This window comes from Acinetobacter sp. F16 (assembly GCF_052712855.1).
Window position 1 is genome coordinate 43871 of the sequence record NZ_JBRATK010000002.1, and the last position, 21116, is coordinate 64986.

17 protein-coding genes and 1 pseudogene are annotated in these 21116 nt (G+C 42.9%); 17 read left to right on the forward strand and 1 reads right to left on the reverse strand.

Annotated elements, in window-relative coordinates; all coding sequences use genetic code 11:
• Nucleotides 1-34 precede the first annotated feature (34 nt).
• The 9 genes and pseudogenes from ACU0NF_RS01465 to ACU0NF_RS01505 all read left to right on the forward strand — a co-directional run bounded on the left by ACU0NF_RS01465 (nucleotide 35) and on the right by ACU0NF_RS01505 (nucleotide 10648).
• Nucleotides 35-1037, forward strand: a pseudogene (locus tag ACU0NF_RS01465) (sulfate ABC transporter substrate-binding protein).
• 245 nt (nucleotides 1038-1282) lie between these two features.
• Nucleotides 1283-2302: a sulfate ABC transporter substrate-binding protein gene (locus tag ACU0NF_RS01470; protein WP_370982822.1), complete on the forward strand. Its 1020-nt coding sequence runs from the start codon at nucleotides 1283-1285 to the stop codon at nucleotides 2300-2302.
• 328 nt (nucleotides 2303-2630) lie between these two features.
• Nucleotides 2631-3554, forward strand: a complete 924-nt coding sequence (rsmH, locus tag ACU0NF_RS01475; protein WP_445659897.1) for a 16S rRNA (cytosine(1402)-N(4))-methyltransferase RsmH — start codon at nucleotides 2631-2633, stop codon at nucleotides 3552-3554.
• Complete coding sequence (gene ftsL, locus ACU0NF_RS01480; RefSeq protein WP_445659898.1) at nucleotides 3554-3886, forward strand: cell division protein FtsL; 333 nt, start codon at nucleotides 3554-3556, stop codon at nucleotides 3884-3886. Before rsmH ends, ftsL begins: the two co-directional genes overlap by 1 nt.
• A 13-nt stretch (nucleotides 3887-3899) precedes the next feature.
• Nucleotides 3900-5723, forward strand: a complete 1824-nt coding sequence (gene ftsI, locus ACU0NF_RS01485) for a penicillin-binding protein PBP3 (protein ID WP_445659899.1) — start codon at nucleotides 3900-3902, stop codon at nucleotides 5721-5723.
• 10 nt (nucleotides 5724-5733) lie between these two features.
• Nucleotides 5734-7230: a UDP-N-acetylmuramoyl-L-alanyl-D-glutamate--2,6-diaminopimelate ligase gene (locus ACU0NF_RS01490; protein ID WP_445659900.1), complete on the forward strand. Its 1497-nt coding sequence runs from the start codon at nucleotides 5734-5736 to the stop codon at nucleotides 7228-7230.
• Nucleotides 7231-7239: 9 nt separating this feature from the next.
• Nucleotides 7240-8646 carry a UDP-N-acetylmuramoyl-tripeptide--D-alanyl-D-alanine ligase gene (locus ACU0NF_RS01495; protein ID WP_445659901.1) on the forward strand — a complete coding sequence of 469 codons (1407 nt, stop codon included), beginning with the start codon at nucleotides 7240-7242 and terminating at the stop codon, nucleotides 8644-8646.
• Nucleotides 8646-9764, forward strand: a complete 1119-nt coding sequence (gene mraY, locus ACU0NF_RS01500) for a phospho-N-acetylmuramoyl-pentapeptide-transferase (RefSeq protein WP_370982827.1) — start codon at nucleotides 8646-8648, stop codon at nucleotides 9762-9764. Before ACU0NF_RS01495 ends, mraY begins: the two co-directional genes overlap by 1 nt.
• Before the next feature lie 80 nt (nucleotides 9765-9844).
• Entirely contained in the window at nucleotides 9845-10648 is an 804-nt protein-coding gene (locus ACU0NF_RS01505) for a putative RNA methyltransferase (RefSeq protein WP_445659902.1), read from the forward strand.
• 39 nt (nucleotides 10649-10687) lie between these two features.
• Here ACU0NF_RS01505 and ponA read toward each other — a convergent pair whose 3' ends face one another.
• Nucleotides 10688-13216: a penicillin-binding protein PBP1a gene (gene ponA, locus ACU0NF_RS01510; protein ID WP_445659903.1), complete on the reverse strand. Its 2529-nt coding sequence runs from the start codon at nucleotides 13214-13216 to the stop codon at nucleotides 10688-10690.
• A gap of 165 nt (nucleotides 13217-13381) precedes the next feature.
• Between ponA and ACU0NF_RS01515 the strand changes: the two genes are divergently transcribed.
• The 8 genes from ACU0NF_RS01515 to ACU0NF_RS01550 all read left to right on the forward strand — a co-directional run bounded on the left by ACU0NF_RS01515 (nucleotide 13382) and on the right by ACU0NF_RS01550 (nucleotide 21052).
• Nucleotides 13382-14443 carry a pilus assembly protein PilM gene (locus ACU0NF_RS01515; RefSeq protein ID WP_131318153.1) on the forward strand — a complete coding sequence of 354 codons (1062 nt, stop codon included), beginning with the start codon at nucleotides 13382-13384 and terminating at the stop codon, nucleotides 14441-14443.
• Nucleotides 14443-15084: a PilN domain-containing protein gene (locus tag ACU0NF_RS01520; protein WP_131383103.1), complete on the forward strand. Its 642-nt coding sequence runs from the start codon at nucleotides 14443-14445 to the stop codon at nucleotides 15082-15084. Before ACU0NF_RS01515 ends, ACU0NF_RS01520 begins: the two co-directional genes overlap by 1 nt.
• On the forward strand, nucleotides 15081-15806 hold the full coding sequence (locus tag ACU0NF_RS01525) for a type 4a pilus biogenesis protein PilO (RefSeq protein WP_445659904.1): 726 nt from the start codon (nucleotides 15081-15083) through the stop codon (nucleotides 15804-15806). Before ACU0NF_RS01520 ends, ACU0NF_RS01525 begins: the two co-directional genes overlap by 4 nt.
• Nucleotides 15806-16333: a pilus assembly protein PilP gene (locus ACU0NF_RS01530; RefSeq protein ID WP_445659905.1), complete on the forward strand. Its 528-nt coding sequence runs from the start codon at nucleotides 15806-15808 to the stop codon at nucleotides 16331-16333. Before ACU0NF_RS01525 ends, ACU0NF_RS01530 begins: the two co-directional genes overlap by 1 nt.
• A 61-nt stretch (nucleotides 16334-16394) precedes the next feature.
• Nucleotides 16395-18515 (forward strand): type IV pilus secretin PilQ, encoded by a 2121-nt coding sequence (pilQ, locus tag ACU0NF_RS01535; RefSeq protein WP_445660004.1) that lies wholly within the window; start codon nucleotides 16395-16397, stop codon nucleotides 18513-18515.
• Nucleotides 18516-18551: 36 nt separating this feature from the next.
• The gene (gene aroK, locus ACU0NF_RS01540; protein ID WP_131268406.1) at nucleotides 18552-19100 is read left to right on the forward strand and encodes a shikimate kinase AroK; all 549 of its coding nucleotides are present in this window, start codon (nucleotides 18552-18554) and stop codon (nucleotides 19098-19100) included.
• Nucleotides 19101-19117: 17 nt separating this feature from the next.
• Nucleotides 19118-20203 carry a 3-dehydroquinate synthase gene (gene aroB / locus ACU0NF_RS01545; RefSeq protein WP_445659906.1) on the forward strand — a complete coding sequence of 362 codons (1086 nt, stop codon included), beginning with the start codon at nucleotides 19118-19120 and terminating at the stop codon, nucleotides 20201-20203.
• Nucleotides 20204-20206: 3 nt separating this feature from the next.
• Nucleotides 20207-21052 (forward strand): hypothetical protein, encoded by an 846-nt coding sequence (locus ACU0NF_RS01550; protein WP_445659907.1) that lies wholly within the window; start codon nucleotides 20207-20209, stop codon nucleotides 21050-21052.
• The last annotated feature ends 64 nt before the right edge of the window (nucleotides 21053-21116 follow it).

The window sequence follows — 21116 nt, forward strand, 5'->3', positions numbered from 1 at the left end:
AGTGCTTTGATCATTAAGTATGAGCTTAAAGCGCATGAAAAAAATAATAGCATCAACCATTTTTGCGGTGTTAGGGGGAATCACTTCACATAGCATCGCTGCAAAAGATTTTCTCAATGTTTCCTATGATCCGACGCGTGAATTTTACCAGGAGTATAATCAGGCTTTTGGTGAATTTTGGAAACAGCGCACTGGACAAGAAGTGAATTTTAAACAGTCACATGGCGGTTCAGGTAAACAAGCGCGTTCAGTGATTGATGGTTTGCAAGCCGATGTGGTGACTCTGGCTTTGGCCAACGATATTGAAGAAATTGTAAATGTGGGATTGATCAATAAAAACTGGCAAAAACAGTTCCCGAATAATTCAGCACCTTATACATCAACCGTAGTGTTCCTGGTACGTAAAGGCAATCCTAAAAGGATTAAGGACTGGAATGATTTAACCCAGCCGGGTGTTGAAATTATCACGCCAAATCCTAAAACTGGTGGCGCGCCACGCTGGATTTATCTTTCGGCTTGGGGCTTATGCGCTAAAACAACCGGGCGGTAACGATGCCAAAGCCAAAGAATTGGTGAAAAAACTTTATCAAAACGTGAAGGTGCTTGATTCGGGTGCACGTGGTTCTTTAACCACTTTTGCTGAACGCGGTATTGGAGATGTATTACTGTCTTGGGAAAATGAAGCCTTACTGGCGACTCAGGGCTTGGGTAAAGATAAATACCAAATTGTTTATCCATCCATTTCAATCTTGGCAGAGCCATCGGTCGCGATTGTCGATAAAAACGTGGATAAAGACGGTAACCGTAATTTAGCCAAAGGTTATCTTAACTATTTATATTCACCCAAAGGACAGGATTTGACAGCCCAGTATTTCTTCCGTCCACGTAATCCGCAAATTGCAGCAAAATATGCAGCACAATTTCCAAAAATTAAACTGTTTAGCATCGGTGATGTTTTTGGCGGTTGGGCAAAAGCACAGAAAACCCATTTTGTGAATGGTGCGATTTTCGATCAGATTTACAGTGAGAAAAAATAAACTGGATTGATGAGTAAAGATTTTTACAAGAAACAGATAATAATGTTTATCCGTTTTTTTGCATATGTAATTCAGAAAACAGTATATATACGGAATAAGTAAACTGTTTAATTTATTTTGAATAAAAACATGAATTTAATATGCGAGAGAAGTATTTGGTTGAATGCTAAAGGGTTTAATTCATTGCGATTTATGATTTTATTTCATATATTTAGCAGTAATGAAGATAACTTGTCTGTACTGTGATGAAAACTCAATTTAAAGCGTTATTCAGTGCGGCATTGCTGGCAACCGGCATTGCTTTTACTGCAACCACTGCTCAGGCAGCAGATCGTGAATTTTTAAACGTATCTTATGATGCAACTCGTGAATTTTACGATGAATTCAATAAATCATTTGGTGCTTACTGGAAAGAACGTACCGGCCGTAGCGTAAATTTCAAACAGTCGCATGGTGGTTCAGGTAAACAAGCGCGTTCAGTCGTGGATGGCTTGAAAGCTGACGTGGTGACCTTGGCTTTGGCCAATGATATTGAAGAAATTGTAAAATCAGGTCAAATCCAGCCCGGTTGGCAAAAAGAATTCCCGCATAACTCTGCGCCTTATACCTCTACCATCGTATTTATGGTACGTAAAGGCAATCCAAAGCATATTAAAGACTGGTCTGACTTAACCAAACCGGGCGTACAAATTATTACCCCAAATCCAAAAACTGGCGGTTTACCACGTTGGGTATATTTATCCGCTTGGGGTTATGCACTTAAACAACCGGGTGGTACTGACGTTAAGGCTAAAGATTTTGTCGGTAAAATGTACCACAACGTAAAAGTCATGGATTCTGCTGCGCGTGCATCGATGACGACTTTTGCTGAACGTGGCATTGGTGATGTGTTGTTGACTTGGGAAAATGAAGCTTTAGTCACTCAAAAAACCATGGGTAAAAACAAGTTCGACATTGTCTATCCTTCTATGTCCATCTTAACTGAACCTTCAGTAGCAATCGTGGATAAAAATGTCGAAAAAGATGGCAACAAGTGGTTAGCCAAAGGCTATATCAACTACTTGTATTCACCATTGGGTCAAGAAATGGCAGCAAAATATTTCTACCGTCCACGTAATCCGGAAGTGCTCGCTAAATATTCTGCTCAATTCCCTAAACTTAAAACGTTTACCATTGATGAAGTATTTGGTGGCTGGGCTCAGGCACAAAAAACTCATTTTGTGAATGGTGCGACTTTCGATCAGATTTATAACACACGTAAATAATTGATTTATGATTTAAAAAGTCTCCTGCATTGGGGGCTTTTTTATTTCTGATAAGATTTGTTTTTAAAAAAAATTTTGAATTAAAAATATAAATTTTCTTTGCTTAATCGTGGTAGAGCACTTTATTTTAATAAACAATCCGCATCAGTATTAAGCATTTTAAAATGCTCTAAAAGCACATGAAATATGACATGAACTTGAGTGGAATAAATCCAGAAACGGTTTTCCCCATGAAAAGTAATATTTCCCTACAAAAAGTCGTTTGGAGCTTTGTCAAAACAAGGTAATAATGTGCAGTTAAATTTTTCCTAGTCTTGATAGAACCCTTATGTCGCATATTTCTGTATTACTTCACGAAACTGTTGATGCCTTATTGGCAGATCGAAATACAGGAATTTATGTCGATGGCACTTTTGGCCGAGGGGGGCATACCCGTTTATTGCTTTCCAAATTAGATGAAAATGCACGGGTATATGGGTTTGATAAAGATCCACAGGCGCTGGAAGCTGCGGCCATACTGGAACAGGAAGATTCACGTTTTAAAATTATTCATGCCAGTTTTGCTGATTTAAAACAAGAACTTGAAGCTCGAGGTATAGGTCTGGTTGATGGCGTGATGGCAGATTTAGGCGTGTCATCTCCACAGCTTGATCAGGCTGAACGTGGCTTTAGCTTTATGAAAGATGGCCCGCTTGATATGCGCATGGACAATTCAAAAGGTCCGACTGCGGCTGAATGGCTGGTGAATATTGAAGAAGAAGCCTTGGCCAATGTTATTTTCCAATATGGTGAAGAACGTTATAGTCGCCGTATTGCCAAAGCCATTAAAGCTGCTGGCTATATTGAAACGACTGCACAACTGGCTGAAATTGTGAAAGTTGCCCATCCGAAATGGGAAAAAAATAAACATGCGGCAACCCGAACTTTTCAGGGGATCCGTATTGCCATTAATAAAGAATTAGAAGATATTGAAGCATTCTTGCCGCAAGCGGTGGATGTGCTAAAAACTGGGGGGCGTTTAGCTGTCATTAGTTTCCACTCGCTGGAAGATCGTTTAATTAAACAGTTTATTCAAAAAGAATCGACTTTAGCGGAAGATACCAGTTGGGGTATGCCACAAGAACGGGAAGATACCCGTCGTTTAAAGAAAATTTCCCGAGTACGTGCCAGTGAAGAAGAGATTAAAGCCAATTTTCGTTCACGTAGTGCATGGCTTAGAGTTGCAGAACGCTTAGCTTCAAAAGGCGAATAATGAAAACTGAAGTTGTTGAAAAGAAAACAGAAAAATTGGCGATGAAAAAACTCATCAGTTATGTCGTTTTACTGGTATTGGTCTTTTTTAGCGCAATTATGGTGGTGTTTCAAGTCTTTGAATACCGTCATGATTACCGTGAATTAAGTGCCTTTAACCGAGAAAAGGATGATCTGAATGCAGAGTGGGGGCGTTTGCTCATCGAGCAGCAAACCTTTGGTGCGACAGCGCAAATTGGCACACGTGCTGTGACCCAGTTGCGGATGTATTCGCCACCTGCAACACAGACGGTTGTGATTTCTTTACCAATGACTTCAGAAGATAAAAAATAAGGCTAGCTGTAATATGGTGGACAAGAGAAACAAGCAAGTGCGTAAAAAACAGCAGTCTATTACGGATAAAAACACCCTTAGCGTGGATATGTGGCGTTTTTATTTGATGTGGAGTGTGGTTTTACTCTGCTTTTTAGCTTTGGTCGGTCGTGCATTTTATGTGCAGGTTATCAACAAGGACTTTTTGCAAAACAAAGCCAATGCCAACATTTTAAGAACGGAAAAAGTCAAGGCGATGCGTGGCGTGATTTATGATCGTCATGGGGTGCCTTTGGCGATTAGTACACCGGTCATGAAAGTGGTGATTGATCCGCGTGATTATTTTGAAACTAAGAAACAGTTTGATGACATTACTGCTGAACTGGCCAAAGACCCGACTAACCGTAAATTAAAACGTCAATTACCGAATAAAAACTTAAACCTGGATGAACTTGCCGACGCTGTGGGCATGGATCGTGCCGAGTTGAAAAAGAAAATGAACGAGAAACCTCGTTCACGCTATCTGGTTCTGCAAAAAGAAATCCCACCGCAGCAAGCTGAACTGATTGCCAAACGGGAGTTCCAAGGGGTTTATACCGAGAAAAACTATAAACGTTACTATCCTCAGCCGCAGCCGAATGCACAGATTATTGGCTTAACCAATAGTGAAGGGATGGGGATTGAAGGTCTGGAAATGCAGCTCAATACTGCTTTATCCGGTCAGGATGGTGCACAACAAGTGGTGCGAGATAAAAAAGGCAATCGTTTTAAAGATCCTGAAGTGACTAAAGAAGTTGAAGCAGGGGAAAATATCACCTTAAGTATTGATTCACGTCTGCAATATATTATGTACCGTGAATTGACGGCGGCCGGTGTGGCCAATAATGCCCGTTCAGCAACAGCCATTGCGGTAGATGTGAAAACCGGTGAAATTCTGGCAATGAGCAGCTGGCCTTCTTATAACCCGAATGATAAAAAAAGTCTGGGGAATAAAGATGCCATGCGTAACCGTGGTGCCGTCGATTCCTTTGAACCGGGTTCAACCATGAAACCGTTGACTGTGGCGATGGCTTTGGAAAGTGGCAAATACACTGCGAATTCCATAGTGAATACTTCACCGGGCAGTATGCGTATTGGTAACCATACCATCCGTGATACGCATAACTATGGCGCGCTGACTTTAGGCGGCATTATCCAGAAATCATCTAACGTGGGTGTTGCTAAACTGGCACTGTCCTTGCCTTATGCTACCTTGCCGACTTTTTATAAGCGTGTAGGAATGGGCCAGCGTTCAGCAGTGAAATTCCCAGGTGAAAGTGGAGGCTTAATCTTGCCGCCCAGCAAATGGAATGTCTCTGAAGTGGGCACCATGGCTTATGGCTATGGCCTGAATGCGACCGTGCTGCAAATTGCGGATGCCTATGCCATGCTTGCCAATAAAGGTGTCAAGGTTCCTTTAAGTTTATATAAACTGGAACAGCCACCCAAGGGTGAGCAAATCATTGATGCGAAAATTGCCGATCAAGTGCTGTTGATGATGGAAACAGCGACATTGCCAGGCGGAACGGCTACACGTGCCACTATTCCGGGCTATCGTGTGGCCGGTAAAACAGGTACCGCACATAAACTGCGTGCTGACCGAAAAGGTTATTCAACCAGCGAATATCGTGCTTTATTTGCCGGTGTGGCCCCAGTGAGCGATCCGCGTTTGGCCATGATTGTCGTGGTGGAAAACCCTCAAGGTTCTTACTATGGGGGGACGGTATCTGCGCCTGTATTCGCACGCGTAATGCAAGAATCACTACGTTTAATGAATGTGCCTTTAGATAGACCTTTAGATATTCCCAAAATTCAGTAATAGGTGATGAATGTCCATTACATTTCAAGATCTCTACACCGCTGACAAAATCACTGGATGGATGACCAAGCCATTCAGTGGCTTTGGTTTAGATAGTCGTAACGTTGAGCCAGGGCAAATTTTTATTGCCCTGAATAGTTTTTCTCAACCGGAAAAAACCTTGCAATTTGCACAGTCAGCTTTGGCGAACGGTGCCTTGGCTGTGGTCAGCGAAGCCGATTTAGGCTTGGATAATAGTGTTGTTGTGCCGAATGTCCGTCATCTGATGGGAGCGTGGCAAAAGCAATATTTACAAGCGACTCAGCCCATACCAGCGGCACGAATTCTTGCAGTCACCGGGACCAACGGTAAAACCACTATTTCACGACTTGTTGCTGAATTATTAATGTTGCAGGGAAAAAAATGTGCAGTGATGGGAACCACCGGAAACGGAATTTTACCGAATCTGGAAGCGTCTTCGCATACCACTTTGGATGCATTGCATTTGCAAAATGCCTTGCATGATTATGCAGAGCAAGGTGCTGAATTTGCCGCGATTGAAGCCAGTTCACATGGTCTGGAACAAGGCCGTTTGAATGGCTGTGATATTGAAATTGCGGCCTACAGTAATTTAAGCCGTGATCATCTGGATTATCACGGTACGCTCGAAGCCTATGCGGAAGCCAAGTCGCGCTTATTTAAATTCCCGGGTTTAAAAGTGGCGATTATCAATATCGATGATGAGCATGCCCAGGTCATGATCGATGCTGCGAAAGCCAATCCTGCGCAACCGAAAATTCTGACCTATTCAACCACGCAAACTGCCGATTATCAGGTTGAAGATATTCAATACAGTTTGAATGGTGCAAACTTTAGATTGATTACCAGACAAGGTGAATTTGAAGTTCAGAGTCCATTGCTGGGTCATTTTAATGTGGAAAATCTGGTTGCAAGTTTGGTGAGTGCAGAGCAAGCCGGCTTTGATCTTGCAGCACTGATTTCGACCGTTGCACAATTGAAAGGTGCACCGGGCCGTATGCAGGTCATCCGTGATGCAGAGCGGTTATTTGTGGTGGATTATGCGCATACGCCTGATGCCTTAATTCAGGTGCTGAAAACCTTAAAACGTCATGTATCCAGTCAGTTGTGGGCCGTATTTGGTTGTGGTGGCGATCGTGATCGTGGCAAGCGTCCACTGATGACTCAGGCAGCGCTAGATGGTGCAGATGTTGCCTTGATTACATCAGACAATCCACGTACCGAAAACCCGGAACAAATCTTTGCGGACATGAAAGCTGGCATCGATTTTTCAGCCCATGCTGTGCATGAAATTCATGACCGCCGTGAAGCGATTAAATTTGCCGTGCAAAACGCCCAGGCAGGCGATATTGTCGTTATTGCAGGTAAAGGCCATGAAAATTATCAAGAAATTGACGGTGTGCGTCACTGGTTTGACGATGTGATCGAAGTGCAATCAGCAATCGATACACAGCATCACACCCCAGATTCAGCTTATCCGGCTCAATAGGAAACAACAATGCATACATCGACTACCAGTACAGTGCCTTTAGAGCCATGGACAGCTGCACAGCTTGCGGATGCCACTCAAGGTTACTGGTTGAATGAGAAAGTGCCTCAAGGCAACATTAAACGGATTTTGACAGATTCACGCAATGCTGAAAAAGCCGATGCTTTTTTAGCGCTGCAAGGTGAACGCTTTGATGCGCATGATTTTGTTGCTCAAGTCGCAGCCAAGGGCTGTGAAATTGCCATCGTCAGTCATCCGGTTGACGCAGATATTTGCCAACTCGTGGTTGAAGACACGCGTTTGGCCCTCGGTCATTTAGGGGCTTATCGCCGCGCACAAAATTCACAGTTGAAAGTGATTGCGCTGACCGGCAGTAGCGGTAAAACCACCACTAAAGAAATGCTTGGCAGTATTTTATCGCGCTTGGCACCCACCCTAATTACTCGCGGTAACCTGAACAATGATTTGGGTGTGCCAATGATGTTGCTTGAGCTTCGCGCTGAACATCAGTATGCCGTGATGGAACTCGGTGCAAGTCATCAGGGTGAAATTGATTACACCTCGAATCTGGTTCAACCGCATGTGGCAGGGATCATTAATATTGGTACTGCGCATTTGGGAGAATTTGGCGGCCGCGATGGCATCTGCCGGGCTAAATCTGAAATTTATGCACATATTGCCAAAACCGGTACCTCGATTGTTCCTGCTGCAGATGATTTTGCCGATACGATTCGCCAAGCCGTACAAACCGGACAGGTCTTAAGCTTTGGTGAAAATGGGGATATTTTTGCTACAGAAATTGAATTACATCCGCAATCCTCCAGTTTTACTTTAAATACCCCGCAAGGTGTACGCCAGGTCAACCTGCCGTTTGCTGGTGAACATAATGTGCAAAATGCCACTGCTGCGACTGCTTTTGCCCTCGCCATCGGCGTTGCTCTAGACGATATTGTGGCGGGTTTAGAACAGGCGAAAGGTGCCAAAGGTCGCTTGAATTTCATTCAGGCAAAAAACCATTTATTTATTGATGATACCTACAACGCCAATCCAACCTCGATGCGTGCAGCAGCTGAAGTGCTTGCGCAGCAAGACGGGGTAAAAGTGATGGTGATTGGCGATATTGGTGAGTTGGGGACGAGTGCGGCGCAACAACATTATATGTTGGGCCGAGATCTGGTTGCGACAGGCGTCAATTTTGTAGTGGCTGTGGGTGAATTTTCACCTGCCACTCAAGAAGGGGCACGCAGTACCCAATATGGTAAAAAAATGCAGGCTTTCCTGAATCAGGAACAAGCCCTTCCTTTTTTACTGAGTCTAATTGAAACACATCAACCTCAATCCATGAGTTTCCTGTTTAAAGGTTCTCGTTATACCCATATGGAAACATTGATGGCTGATTTGATGGAGAAACTTTAATGCTGTTATGGCTATTTGAACAACTGGCGGGCTACCACAGCTCGTTTCAGGTGGTTCGTTATTTAACATTACGTGCTTTGCTCAGTGTCTTAACCGCATTGACTATTGGACTGGTCTTGGGTCCGGTGATGATCCGCAGGTTGCAAGCTCTCAAATACGGCCAAGCAGTCAGTTCGTTTGCTCCTGAAGGTCATGCCAAAAAAATGGGTACCCCAACCATGGGTGGGGTATTGATCCTGCTTTCAATTGGTATTTCAACCTTGCTTTGGGCTGATTTATCCAATCCCTATGTCTGGATTGTACTTGGGGTTATGGTGATTTTCGGTGCCGTGGGCTGGGCGGATGACTGGATTAAAGTCCGTTATAAAGACAATGCTGGACTTCCTGCACGCAAGAAATTCTTCTGGACTTCAGTCGGATCATTGGGTGCTGGTATTGCGCTGTATGTGATTGCGACCCAACAGGCCAATCCTGTGCATACCGCGAATATGCTGGATCTGCTGATTCCATTCTTTAAAAATATCAGTATTCCTTTGTCCGCAATTCCTCTCGGTATCGGTTTTATTATCTTTACTTATCTGGTGATTAACGGTGCATCCAATGCGGTCAATCTGACGGATGGTCTGGATGGTTTGGCGATTATGCCAATCGTGCTTGTAGCAGCAGGTTTAGGGGTATTTGCCTACCTTGCAGGTGATGTTCGTTTTGCCAATTATCTGCATATGCCTTATGTAAAATATTCATCTGAATTGGTGGTGATCTGCGCAGCAATGATTGGTGCGGGCTTGGCCTTCCTTTGGTATAACGCACATCCAGCTCAGGTATTTATGGGTGATGTCGGTGCATTGTCTTTGGGTGCGATGCTGGGAACCATTGCGGTCATGGTTCGTCAGGAAATCGTGTTTGCGATTATGGGCGGTGTATTTGTGGTCGAAGCCATTTCTGTGTTCCTGCAAATTGGTTCACTGCGTATGCGAAATAAACGTGTATTCCTGATGGCGCCTTTACATCACCATTACGAGAAAAAAGGCTGGCGTGAAACTCAAGTGGTGATTCGTTTCTGGATTATCACGATTATGCTGGTAGTTTTAGGCTTAATGACCTTAAAATTGCGTTAAGCAAATATTCGAAAAAGCCGGCATTTGCTCCCACATCTGCCGGCTTTTTTAACGCCTGATTTTCAGGCACTGGAGAAAATATGAATCTGCTGATGTGTCCTGTATGTCGTGAAGCGCTGAAACTGACCGAGAAAACATGGCGCTGTGCCAATAACCACAGTTATGACGTGGCAAAACAGGGGTATGTGAACTTGCATGTGGTGCAGCATAAACACAGTAAAAACCCGGGCGATACCGTGGAATCGGTGCAGGCACGCCGTGCATTTTTAAGTGCCGGATTTTATGCACCGCTACAACAGGCGGTGGTCGAAAAAATTCGTGACTTACGCATTGAAAACCTGCTGGATATTGGCTGTGGCGAAGGATATTACACCAATGCCATGCAGGCAGAAGTGCTGCAATGTGTCGGTGTGGATATTGCAAAAAATGCGGTTCAGGTTGCGGCTAAGTTGAATAAAAAAGTGACCTGGGTGGTGGGAACCGGTGCAACACTTCCTGTTTTAGATAGCTCGATTGACTTATGTACCAGTTTGTTTAGCCCTATTCCCAAGCAGGAAATATTGCGCGTACTGAAGCCGAATGCCTATTTGATGGTCGTGACCCCTGCGACTGAACACTTATATGCGATGCGTGAAGCCTTGTTTGAAGAAGTGAACCCGCATGAACCACATAAGTTTGTTGATCAATTGGCAGATGCTTTTGAATTAATAGATGGAAGTATTGTTGATGCGCCTTTTACTGTGCAACAGGCAGATTTAAAAAACCTGGTTGCGATGACACCGTATGCTTATAAAGCAAAACCAGAACGCCGCCAGGCGCTAGAGCAGAATGAGCAATTCGAGTTAAAAGGGCAGTTTCAAATTTATTTGTTTAAAAAGAAATAATCCAAATAAAAAGCCCTCATTTGAGGGCTTTTTATGAGTTTATTCAAATACATCAATTAAACGTTCAAGCGCATCCGGCTTATTGTTTTGCTTTTGCGTGTTTGAAGAGTCTGCAGGATCTGGAGTCTGTATTTCTTCTCCAGGCAGGTCGTCAAAGTCACGTTCTGGTGCTCGTACCGGTGCTACTGGTGCAGGGCGGTACAGTGGGCGAGCCAATGGGGGAGAAGAGCGATCCCCTCTGACTGGTTCACCAACAGTGATAGTCTGGGTGTGGTTGGTCGGTGCTTTGGCATTTTTATCGAAATGAACCCATGCTGCTGGTGTGCCTTTTAAGGCATTGCCCATAAAGTTGGTCCAGATTGGTAAAGCTGCAACACCCCCATATTCACGACGACCCAGTGTAGTCGGTTGGTCAAAACCGACCCATGCCACAGTCACCAGCTTGCCATTGAATCCGGCAAACCAGGCATCTTTAGCATCGTTGGTGGTTCCTGTTTTACCGCCAATATCGCCACGACCAATTTTAAGGGCTGCACGGCCTGTACCTTGCTGAATCACATCACGCAGAATATTGGCCATGTCATAAGCAGAGCTGGATTTTAAAATACGCTGTGCCTGACGATATTGACTTTTCGATTCATCCAATTGCAGTTTCGCCAGTTCTTTTTCTGCTTGCAACGTTTGATTGGTGACTTCAATCACTTCATCATCTGGAGTTGCGGGTTCAGCTGATTCCTGTTCTGGATCATTTTGATTGATACATGAAATACACGCATATTCTGGATTGCTTTGATAAATCACTTTGCCATACGCATCTTCAATGCGATCAATAAAATGCGGCTGAATACGGTAACCCCCATTGGCAAAGGTTGCATAACCGGTTGCCATTTGAATAGGGAGAACTTGCGGTGTGCCTAGCGCAATAGTGTAATTCCGTGGAATTTGATTTTCGTGCAGACCAAAATCCATGAATAATTGGCGTGTACGTTCTATCCCGACAGTCTGTAACAATCGAACAGAAACCGTATTTCGAGATAGGTACAAAGCACGACGTAAAGGAATCATGCCTAAATAACGCCCATCCGAGTTCTTCGGCGACCATTTGCCAATGGTAATCGGGCTGTCATTGACCATGCTATAAGGCGTCATGCCACGTTCGAGTGCCAAAGCATAAACAAAGGGCTTAATGGTTGAGCCCGGTTGACGCCAGCCTTGTAGCGCACGGTTGAATTTAGATTGGTAAAAATTGTATCCACCAACAATGGCTTCAATTGCACCGTTATTTGGATTGATCGCAATCAGCTGCCCTTGCGCTTTAGGAACTTGTATCAGTGCCCATGAGGTTTTATTGTCATTGGGACGTAATCGAATAATATCTTTAAGTTTAACAATCTGAGAAGCCTGACGTGGGGCAGGGCCGACACTGTTGGCATTTCTATAAGGATAAGCCCATGACATCCCTGACCAGGGCACAGTCACGGTAGAGCCATCCTGCATCAGTGCATCAAAAGAATTGCTGTTTACTTTAATCACTTTCGCGGGATAAGTGTTTGCGTAAGCGCTGAATTCGCTAAGCGGTTTGTCATTTGCTTCAGCACCGCGCCAGCCATGGCGACGATCATACGCCTCTAAGCCTTCTTGTACCGCCTGTTCTGCATAGGCCTGACGTTTGCTGTCAACGGTTGTATAAACTTTATAACCAGAATCAGTGGCTTGTTCGCCAAATTTTTCAACCAGTTCCGAGCGAACCATTTCCCCGACGTACGGATATTTATTATTAATGCCGCGGTCTGGCATATCCAGATTAACCGGTTCGGCAATGGCTTTTTGATACTGCGACTGGTTGATATAGCCCAATTGCAGCATACGTCCAAGAATCCAGTTGCGACGTTCCAGCGCGCGTGTTGGATTGGCCACAGGATTATATTTAGACGGTGCTTTGGGTAGGCCTGAAATCATCGCCATTTGGGCAATGCTCAGCTGATCCAGGCTTTTGTTGTAATAAATTTTCGCTGCGGCAGCAATACCGTAAGCATTTTTCCCCAAGAAAATTTTATTCACATAAAGGGTTAAAATCTCTTCTTTGCTTAAGTTTTGTTCTATTTTTCGAGCAAGGAAGATTTCTGTGAGTTTGCGTTTGAGGGTGCGTTCAGGACTTAAATAATAGTTTTTTGCCACTTGCATGGTGATGGTTGAACCACCTGTTTGCACGTTCGATCCTGTGATTGTTTCACTGACTGCTCGTCCTAGGCCTTTGAAGCTAATGCCGCTATGTTCAAAGAAAGAGGAATCCTCAGCTGCGAGAAAGGCAGAAACAAATGGTTTGGGAATTTGTTTGTACTCTACAGGCACAGATAACTTGCCACCATACTCTGCAATAAGTTCATTATCAGCACTATACACTTGTAAGGGCTTGAGTAACGGCGCCTTTTTTAAAGTGGTCATTTTAGGTAAAGATGGGGCAATATAGAGATACATGCCATAGAATCCCATCGGAATTGCGACCAAGGCTATAATTATGATCAAAAAAAATGGATGAACATGGCCCGAACGAGATAGCTTTTTCATAACAAGTAAGTTTTAATAAGAGCTAATGGCAAACTAATTGGCGGTCAGTATAGCCTTTACACATACAGATTGTTAGATGCGTTATTGTATCTGTATAAAATTATAGACCAAGACTGATTAGTAGGTTACTTTTATTGGGGATAAAAAAATAATAGGAATTATATAGTGCTCAGGTTATATCGTAAGCCGAATAAGGGGTTAATTGGAGTAGATATTAGTTCTACTTCTGTTAAGTTGTTAGAACTTTCTGTTAAAAGCGGTAACAGGTATTGGGTGGAGAGCTATGCGCTGGTGCCTTTACCTGAAGGCAGTGTTGTCGAAAAAAATATATTAAATCCAGAGGCGGTCGGGGATGCATTAGAGCGAGCACTCAATCTAGCCAATACCCAATCTACAGCTGCAGCACTTGCAGTTCCAACTTCAATGGTCATTACCAAAACAATTGAGATGGATGCGGACATGACGGACGATGAACGAGAAGTTCAGATTCGTATGGATGCCGAGCAATATATTCCTTTCCCATTAGATGAAGCGAGTCTTGATTTTGAGGTGTTGCCTGAGCGTTTGGCAAACCCGAATCGGGTGAATGTACTTTTGGTTGCGACCCGTCTTGAAAATGTTGAAGCACGTTCTGAAGTGTTGGAACTTGCTGGTCTAACCCCAAAAACTGCTGATGTTGAAAGTTTTGCAATCGAAAATGCGTATCAAGTATTTTCCGATACTTTGCCTATGGGGGTAAATACTGTCGGTATTTTAGATATTGGTCATACCATGACCACCTTATCTGTAATGCAAAACAATAAAGTCATTTATACGCGTGAACAGGTGTTTGGCGGGAAACAACTGACTCAAGAAATTCAAAATCGTTATGGTTTGTCTTTTGAAGAAGCCGGCCGTGCCAAGAAAAGTCGTTCATTACCTGATGATTATGATGTTGAAGTTCTGGAGCCCTACTTGGAAGCGGTGGTTCAGCAGGCAGCACGATCATTACAGTTCTTTTTCTCATCTTCACAATTTAATGAGATCGATCATATTTTATTGGCAGGGGGGAATGCTAATATTCCGGGGCTCGCGAAGCTCCTACAACAAAAACTTGGTTACCGTGTAACTATTGCCAACCCATTTTTACAAATGGGCTTTTCTCCACAAATTGATATTAAAAAGATAGAGAACGATGCTTCCTCACTCATGGTGGCATGTGGTTTGGCATTGAGGAGTTTTGATTAATGGCGAGAATTAACCTGCTCCCTTGGCGTGATGAGCTAAGAGAGAAACGAAAAAAAGAATTTATTACAATTTGTATAGGAATGGCATTAATCGGGGCTTTAGCAGTCACATTGGCATGGTTTTATTATGGCCATAAACTTGAAGATCAAGAACAAGCGAATCAATTGATTACCAGTACCAACCAAAACTTGGATGTGCAATTAAAATCCCTGGAAGGGTTGGAAGCTCAACGAAATGCCATTATTGAACGCATGAAGTTGATTCAAGGTTTACAAGGGCAACGACCGATTGCGGTTCGCCTGATTGATGAAATGGTACGTGTGACACCAAGCAATTTGTACATTACCAAATTTGTCCGTACCGGTGATAAATTCACCCTTGAAGGCAAGGCAGAAAGTCCGAACACGGTTGCAGAATTTTTGCGTAGTTTAGAAGCATCAGCCTGGTATAGAAATGCCTTTATGAATTCTTTTTTAGCCGTTGAAGAGCCAAAAGACAAGGCACCTAGTTCTGTAGTTCCACGTATTGAAGAGCGTTATGGCGCATTCGTGATTACTGCTGACTTGGATCAAATCGCACAACCGGTAACGCCAGAATTACAACAAAATCCAGCTAATTCAGCAGCGGGGGCAGCACAATGAGTCTCGACGAATTTGATGAATTAAACCCAAATGAAGGTGTTGCTGCTCCTAAAAAGAAGATGACCTTAGATAAGTTTCTTCAGCAGTTCAATACCTTGGATATGAATAACTACGGGAGCTGGCCATTATCCGTTAAAATCACTTGCTGGATTTTAATTGTGATGATGATTGCTATTCTGGGATATTTTGCGCTGATTAAAGGTCAGATAGAAGCGATTTCCAATGCCAGCGCTCAAGAGCAAAACTTGCTCAATGAATTTCGTGAAAAAGATTCAAAGCTGCGTAACTTGCAACAGTTGCAAGCGCAGTTGCAGGAAATGGAAGCGAATTTTAATCAGCAACTTGAACAATTACCTAAAGAAACTGAAATTCCAGGACTGGTTGAAGATATCAACGTCAGTGGGGTGAATTCAGGTCTGAAATTTAAAAATATCCGTTTAGAAAATGAAATTAAGCAAGAGTTCTTTATTGAGCAGCCTATTTCGATTGAAGCAACAGGTGATTATCATGCCTTTGGTTCTTTTGTGAGTGGCATAGCGGCACTTCCACGAATTGTCACTTTGCATGATTTTGATATTACGGGAACGGAAAATAAAGAGAAAAAAACCGATATTCCTCAAATTACCTATAGCGTTAAAGCCAAAACCTATCGTTATATCGGTGCTACGGATACTCAAGCAGCAGATGCGAATTCAGCTGCTCCGGCTGGAGGAGCACAGTAATGAAAATAGAAAGAATGACTTTGAGCCTGATGTTAGGCTTGTTATTGGTGGGGTGTGATTCTCGTATTGATGCAGTCAATGAGCAAATGGCCAGTATTCGTAATCAGCCACCATTACCGATTGAACCAGCCCCAGTTTTTCCACCTGTACCAACATTTGACTATGCAGCGCATCAGCTGAAAAGCCCTTTTTTGCCGAGCTCACTGGCTGCTGAATTAAGGGTTATGGCAGGAAAACGTGTCTATCCTAACCTGTCACGTCAACTGCAGCCTTTAGAAAGCTATGCCATCGAATCCTTGAATATGAAAGGAAGCATGCGTAACCAGTCGGGGCAGATTCTGGCATTAATTCAAACGCCAGATGGTGAAATAGAGCGTATACAACGTGGTAGCTACATGGGTGTGAATCATGGTCGTGTGGTGCGTATCACGCCAACACAAATCGATCTTATGGAAATTATTCCAGATGGACGGGAAGGATATGTAGAGCGTCCAAGAAGTCTGATATTAATTGGACCCGCGCCTTAAGTTTAAAGGAATAAAAATGAATAATAGTTTGAAAGATTTTATATTTGGGGATGGCAATACAATGAACCATTTGTTCCGTCAATTTTCTATGGGTGCTGTGGCAATCGCAGTAATGCAAGTTGCCAATGCACAAGTCAGTATTACCAATATTGTACCTATGCAGGTTGCAGGTCAGGGTACAGAAATTCGTGTCATGTTTAACGGCTTGCCGCCACAACCACAAGCTTATCAATTGGAACAACCATCACGTCTGATTCTGGATTTTGATAAAGCACAGCACAATTTAAAACAAAATAGCATTGCAGTTGCAACCAAAGAAGCGAGTTCTGTTGATGTGAGTTCTGATGCTCAGCGTTCACGTTTAACAGTGAATTTAGCGGATGCCGGTGCCTTTACCACACGCATGGAAGGTAATACTTTTATTTTAAAAATTAATTCTGCCGCGGGCAATGCATTCGCTCCTCAGCAGGTTGCAGCTCAGAGCCAAAGATCAACCCAAGGCATTTCCAATATTGGCTTCCAGCGCGGTGGTCAAGGTGAAGGGCAGGTTGTGATTGATTTGCTCGGCACAAACACACCAGTTGATGTGCAGCAGCAAGGCAGTAAAGTTGTGGTGCGTACTTTAGGAAGCAAAGTTCCTGCACATTTGGCGCGTCGTTTAAATGTGAATGATTTTGCAACGCCAGTTTCTACGATTGATGCAAATAATAATGGTGGAAATGGTGTAATTACCATTCAAACTGCTGGTAGCTATGAATATATGGCCTATCAGGCGGACAATAAACTGACCATCAGTTTAAAACGACCTGAAGATAAGAATCCGCTTAAACCGAAAGCAGCCAATAGCTATACTGGTAAAAAGATTTCTCTAGATTTTCAGGATATAGAAGTACGTCGTGTGCTGCAGTTGTTGGCAGACTTCACTGAAATTAATATGGTGACCGCTGATAGTGTACAAGGCAATATTACTTTACGTTTAAAAGATGTACCTTGGGATCAGGCATTAGATATTATTCTAAAAACCAAAAATTTAGATAAACGTCGTAATGGTAATGTCATCTGGATTGCCCCAGTTTCGGAATTAATCAAAGCAGAAGAAGAGCAGGCGAAGGCCATAGAGCAAAGTGTCAAGTTGGCGCCAATACAAACCGAGTATATGCAACTCAGCTATGCAAAGGTGGCTGATATTGAAAAACTGATTACGCAGACAAAATCTTCAAACAATGCTAATTCTGGGAATAGTGGTAACAATAATAATTCTAGTGAAAGTTTATTAAGCTCACGTGGCACAATCTCCGCTGATGCACGTACCAATACACTGATTATTAATGATACTGCCCAGAATATTGATAAAGTCCGCAAAATGGTCGATTTGTTAGATATTCCAGTCAAGCAAGTGATGGTTGAAGCGCGTATTGTCCGTGCTTCAACAGAGTTTAGTAAAGAGATGGGTGTGAAGTGGGGGATCTTGTCGCAAGGCATTAATCAAAATAATGATTTGTTAGTCGGCGGTAGTGATCAAACTTTATGGGATTTAAAAACACCTGATGATGACGGTAAATATACGATTGAACGTCCACAGAACTTAAATGTGGATTTAGGTGTAGCTAATGCAGCAGGTAAAATTGCCTTTGGTTTAATCAGCTTGTCTGACTTTATGTTAGATTTGGAACTCTCTGCATTACAAGCAGATGGTTATGGTGAAGTAATTTCCACACCTAAAGTCTTAACTGCAGACAAACAGACGGCTAAAGTTTCATCAGGTACGCAAATTCCATATCAATCTTCAGAAGGTGGCGGTGCAAATGCAGTTTCAACCACTGAATTTATTGACGCGACACTAAGCTTGGATGTAACACCAAGTATTACGCCTGATGGCAAAGTTCAGATGCTACTCAACATCACCAGCGATACACCAGGAAATCCGACACCAACCGGCCAATTGACGATTAATAAAAATCAAATTAATACCAATGTCCTGGTTGATAATGGAGAAACTGTAGTACTGGGTGGTATTTTTGAACAAGAAACCCGTAATGGTCAAACCAAGGTGCCATTCTTGGGTGATATTCCTTATGTAGGCCGTTTATTCCGTAAAGATATCAAGTCTGACAATAAACGTGAGCTATTGATTTTTGTTACACCACGAATTGTTAATGACAGTGTTTCAAGAAATCATTAATATATTTTGAATTTAGCAAAACAAATAGGTGACTCCTTGCCAAGCAATGAGTTTGAAACCCTGCCAAATATTTATTTGGTAGGGCCAATGGGGGCTGGGAAAACAACTGTTGGTCGACATTTAGCGGAACTGTTAGGTCGAGAGTTTCTTGATAGTGATCATGAAATTGAACGCAAAACAGGAGCGACAATTCCTTGGATTTTTGAAAAAGAAGGTGAAAAGGGATTTCGTAACCGTGAAACCATGGTGATCGATGAACTCACTGCTCGCACGCAACTGGTTCTGGCAACTGGTGGTGGCGCAGTGACCCAAGCGCCCAATCGCGAATTTTTAAAACAACGCGGAATCGTTGTTTATCTCTATACTCCTGTCGAAATTCAATTACAGCGTACCTACCGGGATAAAAACCGTCCTTTACTGCAAGTTGAAAATCCTGAACAAAAGTTACGTGATTTATTGGCACTTCGCGATCCTTTGTATCGAGAAGTTGCGCATTATATTATTGAAACCAACCAGGGGGCTGCTCGTGATTTAGCCCAAAAAATCTTACATCTGATAGTTTCTCAAGAAGCAGATTTAGTCTAATTAACGGTTTTAATTTCATGCAAACTTTACATGTTGAACTCGGCGATCGCCGCTATCCTATTTTTATTGGCAGTGATTTAAATCCACAATCATTACTTGAACCTTATATTAAAGCTAAGCAAGTGATGATTGTGACCAATACAACGGTTGCGCCTTTGTATTTAGAACATTATGTGAGTGCGATTGAAGCTTTAGGGAAAACAGTTGCAACATGTATTTTGCCTGATGGTGAAAAATATAAAAATATTGAACATTTAAATTTGATTTTTGATGCCTTGTTAGAAGCCGGATTTAACCGCGATGCTACCGTTCTGGCACTGGGTGGTGGCGTAATTGGAGATATGGCTGGTTTTGCATCTGCCTGTTTCCAGCGCGGCGTGTATTTTATTCAGGTTCCGACCACGCTTCTGTCACAAGTGGATTCGAGTGTGGGAGGGAAAACCGGTATTAATCATCCTTTGGGTAAGAACATGATTGGTGCTTTCCAGCAGCCACAAGTGGTATTGGCCGATATGGCGCAATTAAGCACTTTGCCTGATCGTGAACTGTCAGCAGGTCTGGCAGAAGTGATTAAATATGCCTTGTTGGGTGATTTGGATTTCTTGGTTTGGCTCGAAAAAAATATGGATGGCCTGGTTGGGCGTGATTCGGCATTACTGGCTGAAGCAGTTTACCGTTCATGTGCACATAAGGCACGTATTGTTGCGAATGATGAAAAAGAACAAGGAGAACGGGCTTTATTAAATCTAGGTCATACCTTTGGTCATGCTATCGAGTCTTACTTAGGATATGGCGTTTGGCTTCACGGTGAAGCGGTCGCAACAGGTATGGTGATGGCTGCGGATTTATCGCAACGCATGGGCTGGATTTCAGCGGAAGATTTAGAACGTACAAAAAAAATCATTCAACGTGCCCATTTACCCGTAAAATGCCCCGCTATTCCACTGGATGAATTTCTCGCATATATGGCACATGATAAAAAAGTGCTGAATGGACAGTTACGTCTGGTTCTAATGAAATCTTTAGGGCAGGCTGTAATTAGCAAGGAATTTGATGTGGAATTGATGAAACAAGCGATTTTAGCGAATCAAGAGAAGGCATAAGTCATGGCAACCCTCCGTACACAATGGCAACGTATTCAAAACTATATCTGGCTGGTGTGTGGGTTGGTGTGCCTGTTTGCAGCACTTATATTTTGGGCAATTACCGATAGTGATGCTTTGGTAGAAGTAGAAAAATCTGCTGAAACTGAATCTGAATTGCAAATTCAACCGGAAAAAGTTGCTGCAACCAGCCTTCTTGGCGCACTTCAAGAAGAAGTACGTCCTTTGGAAATGACCACACGTGTGGTCAATACGGGAAGCTATGAACCTGAATTCCGTGGCAGTAAATTTATCAGTGACAATAAAAATGCCACCACGATTGAACTGTTTCGAGCAAGCAAAGACGATGTAATTCGAAGTTTTCTAAAAAAACAGTCTGATCGTAAGAACTTTTTCTACATTCGCTTAAGTGGCGAAAATCAAATTGAACAATATGTTCTGCTTTATGGGATCTATCGGAATAGTGATCAGGCAAAACAGGCCCTTCAACAATTGCCGTTCCAGTTTCCCAAGTCTATTCAACCTCAAGTTTATGACATTAAAGATTATGCTGCCTTAGTCAATGATATGGGCGCAGATGAAATGGGCTCAAATAGCAAACTATATGCCGTCAATTTGAAGTCTGCACCATTGCCTCGCATTGATGAGAGTCTGTTGGTCGTACCTAAACCCAAACCGACTGTACCTGTGGTTGATCCTAAAGCAGCAACGACAACCACCACTGTTACGCGTCGTGATGAAGAAGGAAATGTGGTTGATGTTCAGCAGTCACATTCCTCAGTTGAACCTGCGCCGAAAAGAAATGGCAATAAAGCAGCAGAAACTGAAATTAGCGATCCATTTAATTAAAAATAGAGTTCTAAAATAGAGCAAATTAAGCTATAAAAATAATTCAATGCACAAAAATAGTGCG

Coding starts and splice junctions, on each gene's coding strand:
- ACU0NF_RS01470 (WP_370982822.1), top strand. CDS start 1,283: ATGAAAACTCAATTTAAAGCGTTATTCAGTGCGGCATTGCTGGCAACC.
- rsmH (WP_445659897.1), top strand. CDS start 2,631: ATGTCGCATATTTCTGTATTACTTCACGAAACTGTTGATGCCTTATTG.
- ftsL (WP_445659898.1), top strand. CDS start 3,554: ATGAAAACTGAAGTTGTTGAAAAGAAAACAGAAAAATTGGCGATGAAA.
- ftsI (WP_445659899.1), top strand. CDS start 3,900: ATGGTGGACAAGAGAAACAAGCAAGTGCGTAAAAAACAGCAGTCTATT.
- ACU0NF_RS01490 (WP_445659900.1), top strand. CDS start 5,734: ATGTCCATTACATTTCAAGATCTCTACACCGCTGACAAAATCACTGGA.
- ACU0NF_RS01495 (WP_445659901.1), top strand. CDS start 7,240: ATGCATACATCGACTACCAGTACAGTGCCTTTAGAGCCATGGACAGCT.
- mraY (WP_370982827.1), top strand. CDS start 8,646: ATGCTGTTATGGCTATTTGAACAACTGGCGGGCTACCACAGCTCGTTT.
- ACU0NF_RS01505 (WP_445659902.1), top strand. CDS start 9,845: ATGAATCTGCTGATGTGTCCTGTATGTCGTGAAGCGCTGAAACTGACC.
- ponA (WP_445659903.1), bottom strand. CDS start 13,216: ATGAAAAAGCTATCTCGTTCGGGCCATGTTCATCCATTTTTTTTGATC.
- ACU0NF_RS01520 (WP_131383103.1), top strand. CDS start 14,443: ATGGCGAGAATTAACCTGCTCCCTTGGCGTGATGAGCTAAGAGAGAAA.
- ACU0NF_RS01525 (WP_445659904.1), top strand. CDS start 15,081: ATGAGTCTCGACGAATTTGATGAATTAAACCCAAATGAAGGTGTTGCT.
- ACU0NF_RS01530 (WP_445659905.1), top strand. CDS start 15,806: ATGAAAATAGAAAGAATGACTTTGAGCCTGATGTTAGGCTTGTTATTG.
- pilQ (WP_445660004.1), top strand. CDS start 16,395: ATGAACCATTTGTTCCGTCAATTTTCTATGGGTGCTGTGGCAATCGCA.
- aroB (WP_445659906.1), top strand. CDS start 19,118: ATGCAAACTTTACATGTTGAACTCGGCGATCGCCGCTATCCTATTTTT.
- ACU0NF_RS01550 (WP_445659907.1), top strand. CDS start 20,207: ATGGCAACCCTCCGTACACAATGGCAACGTATTCAAAACTATATCTGG.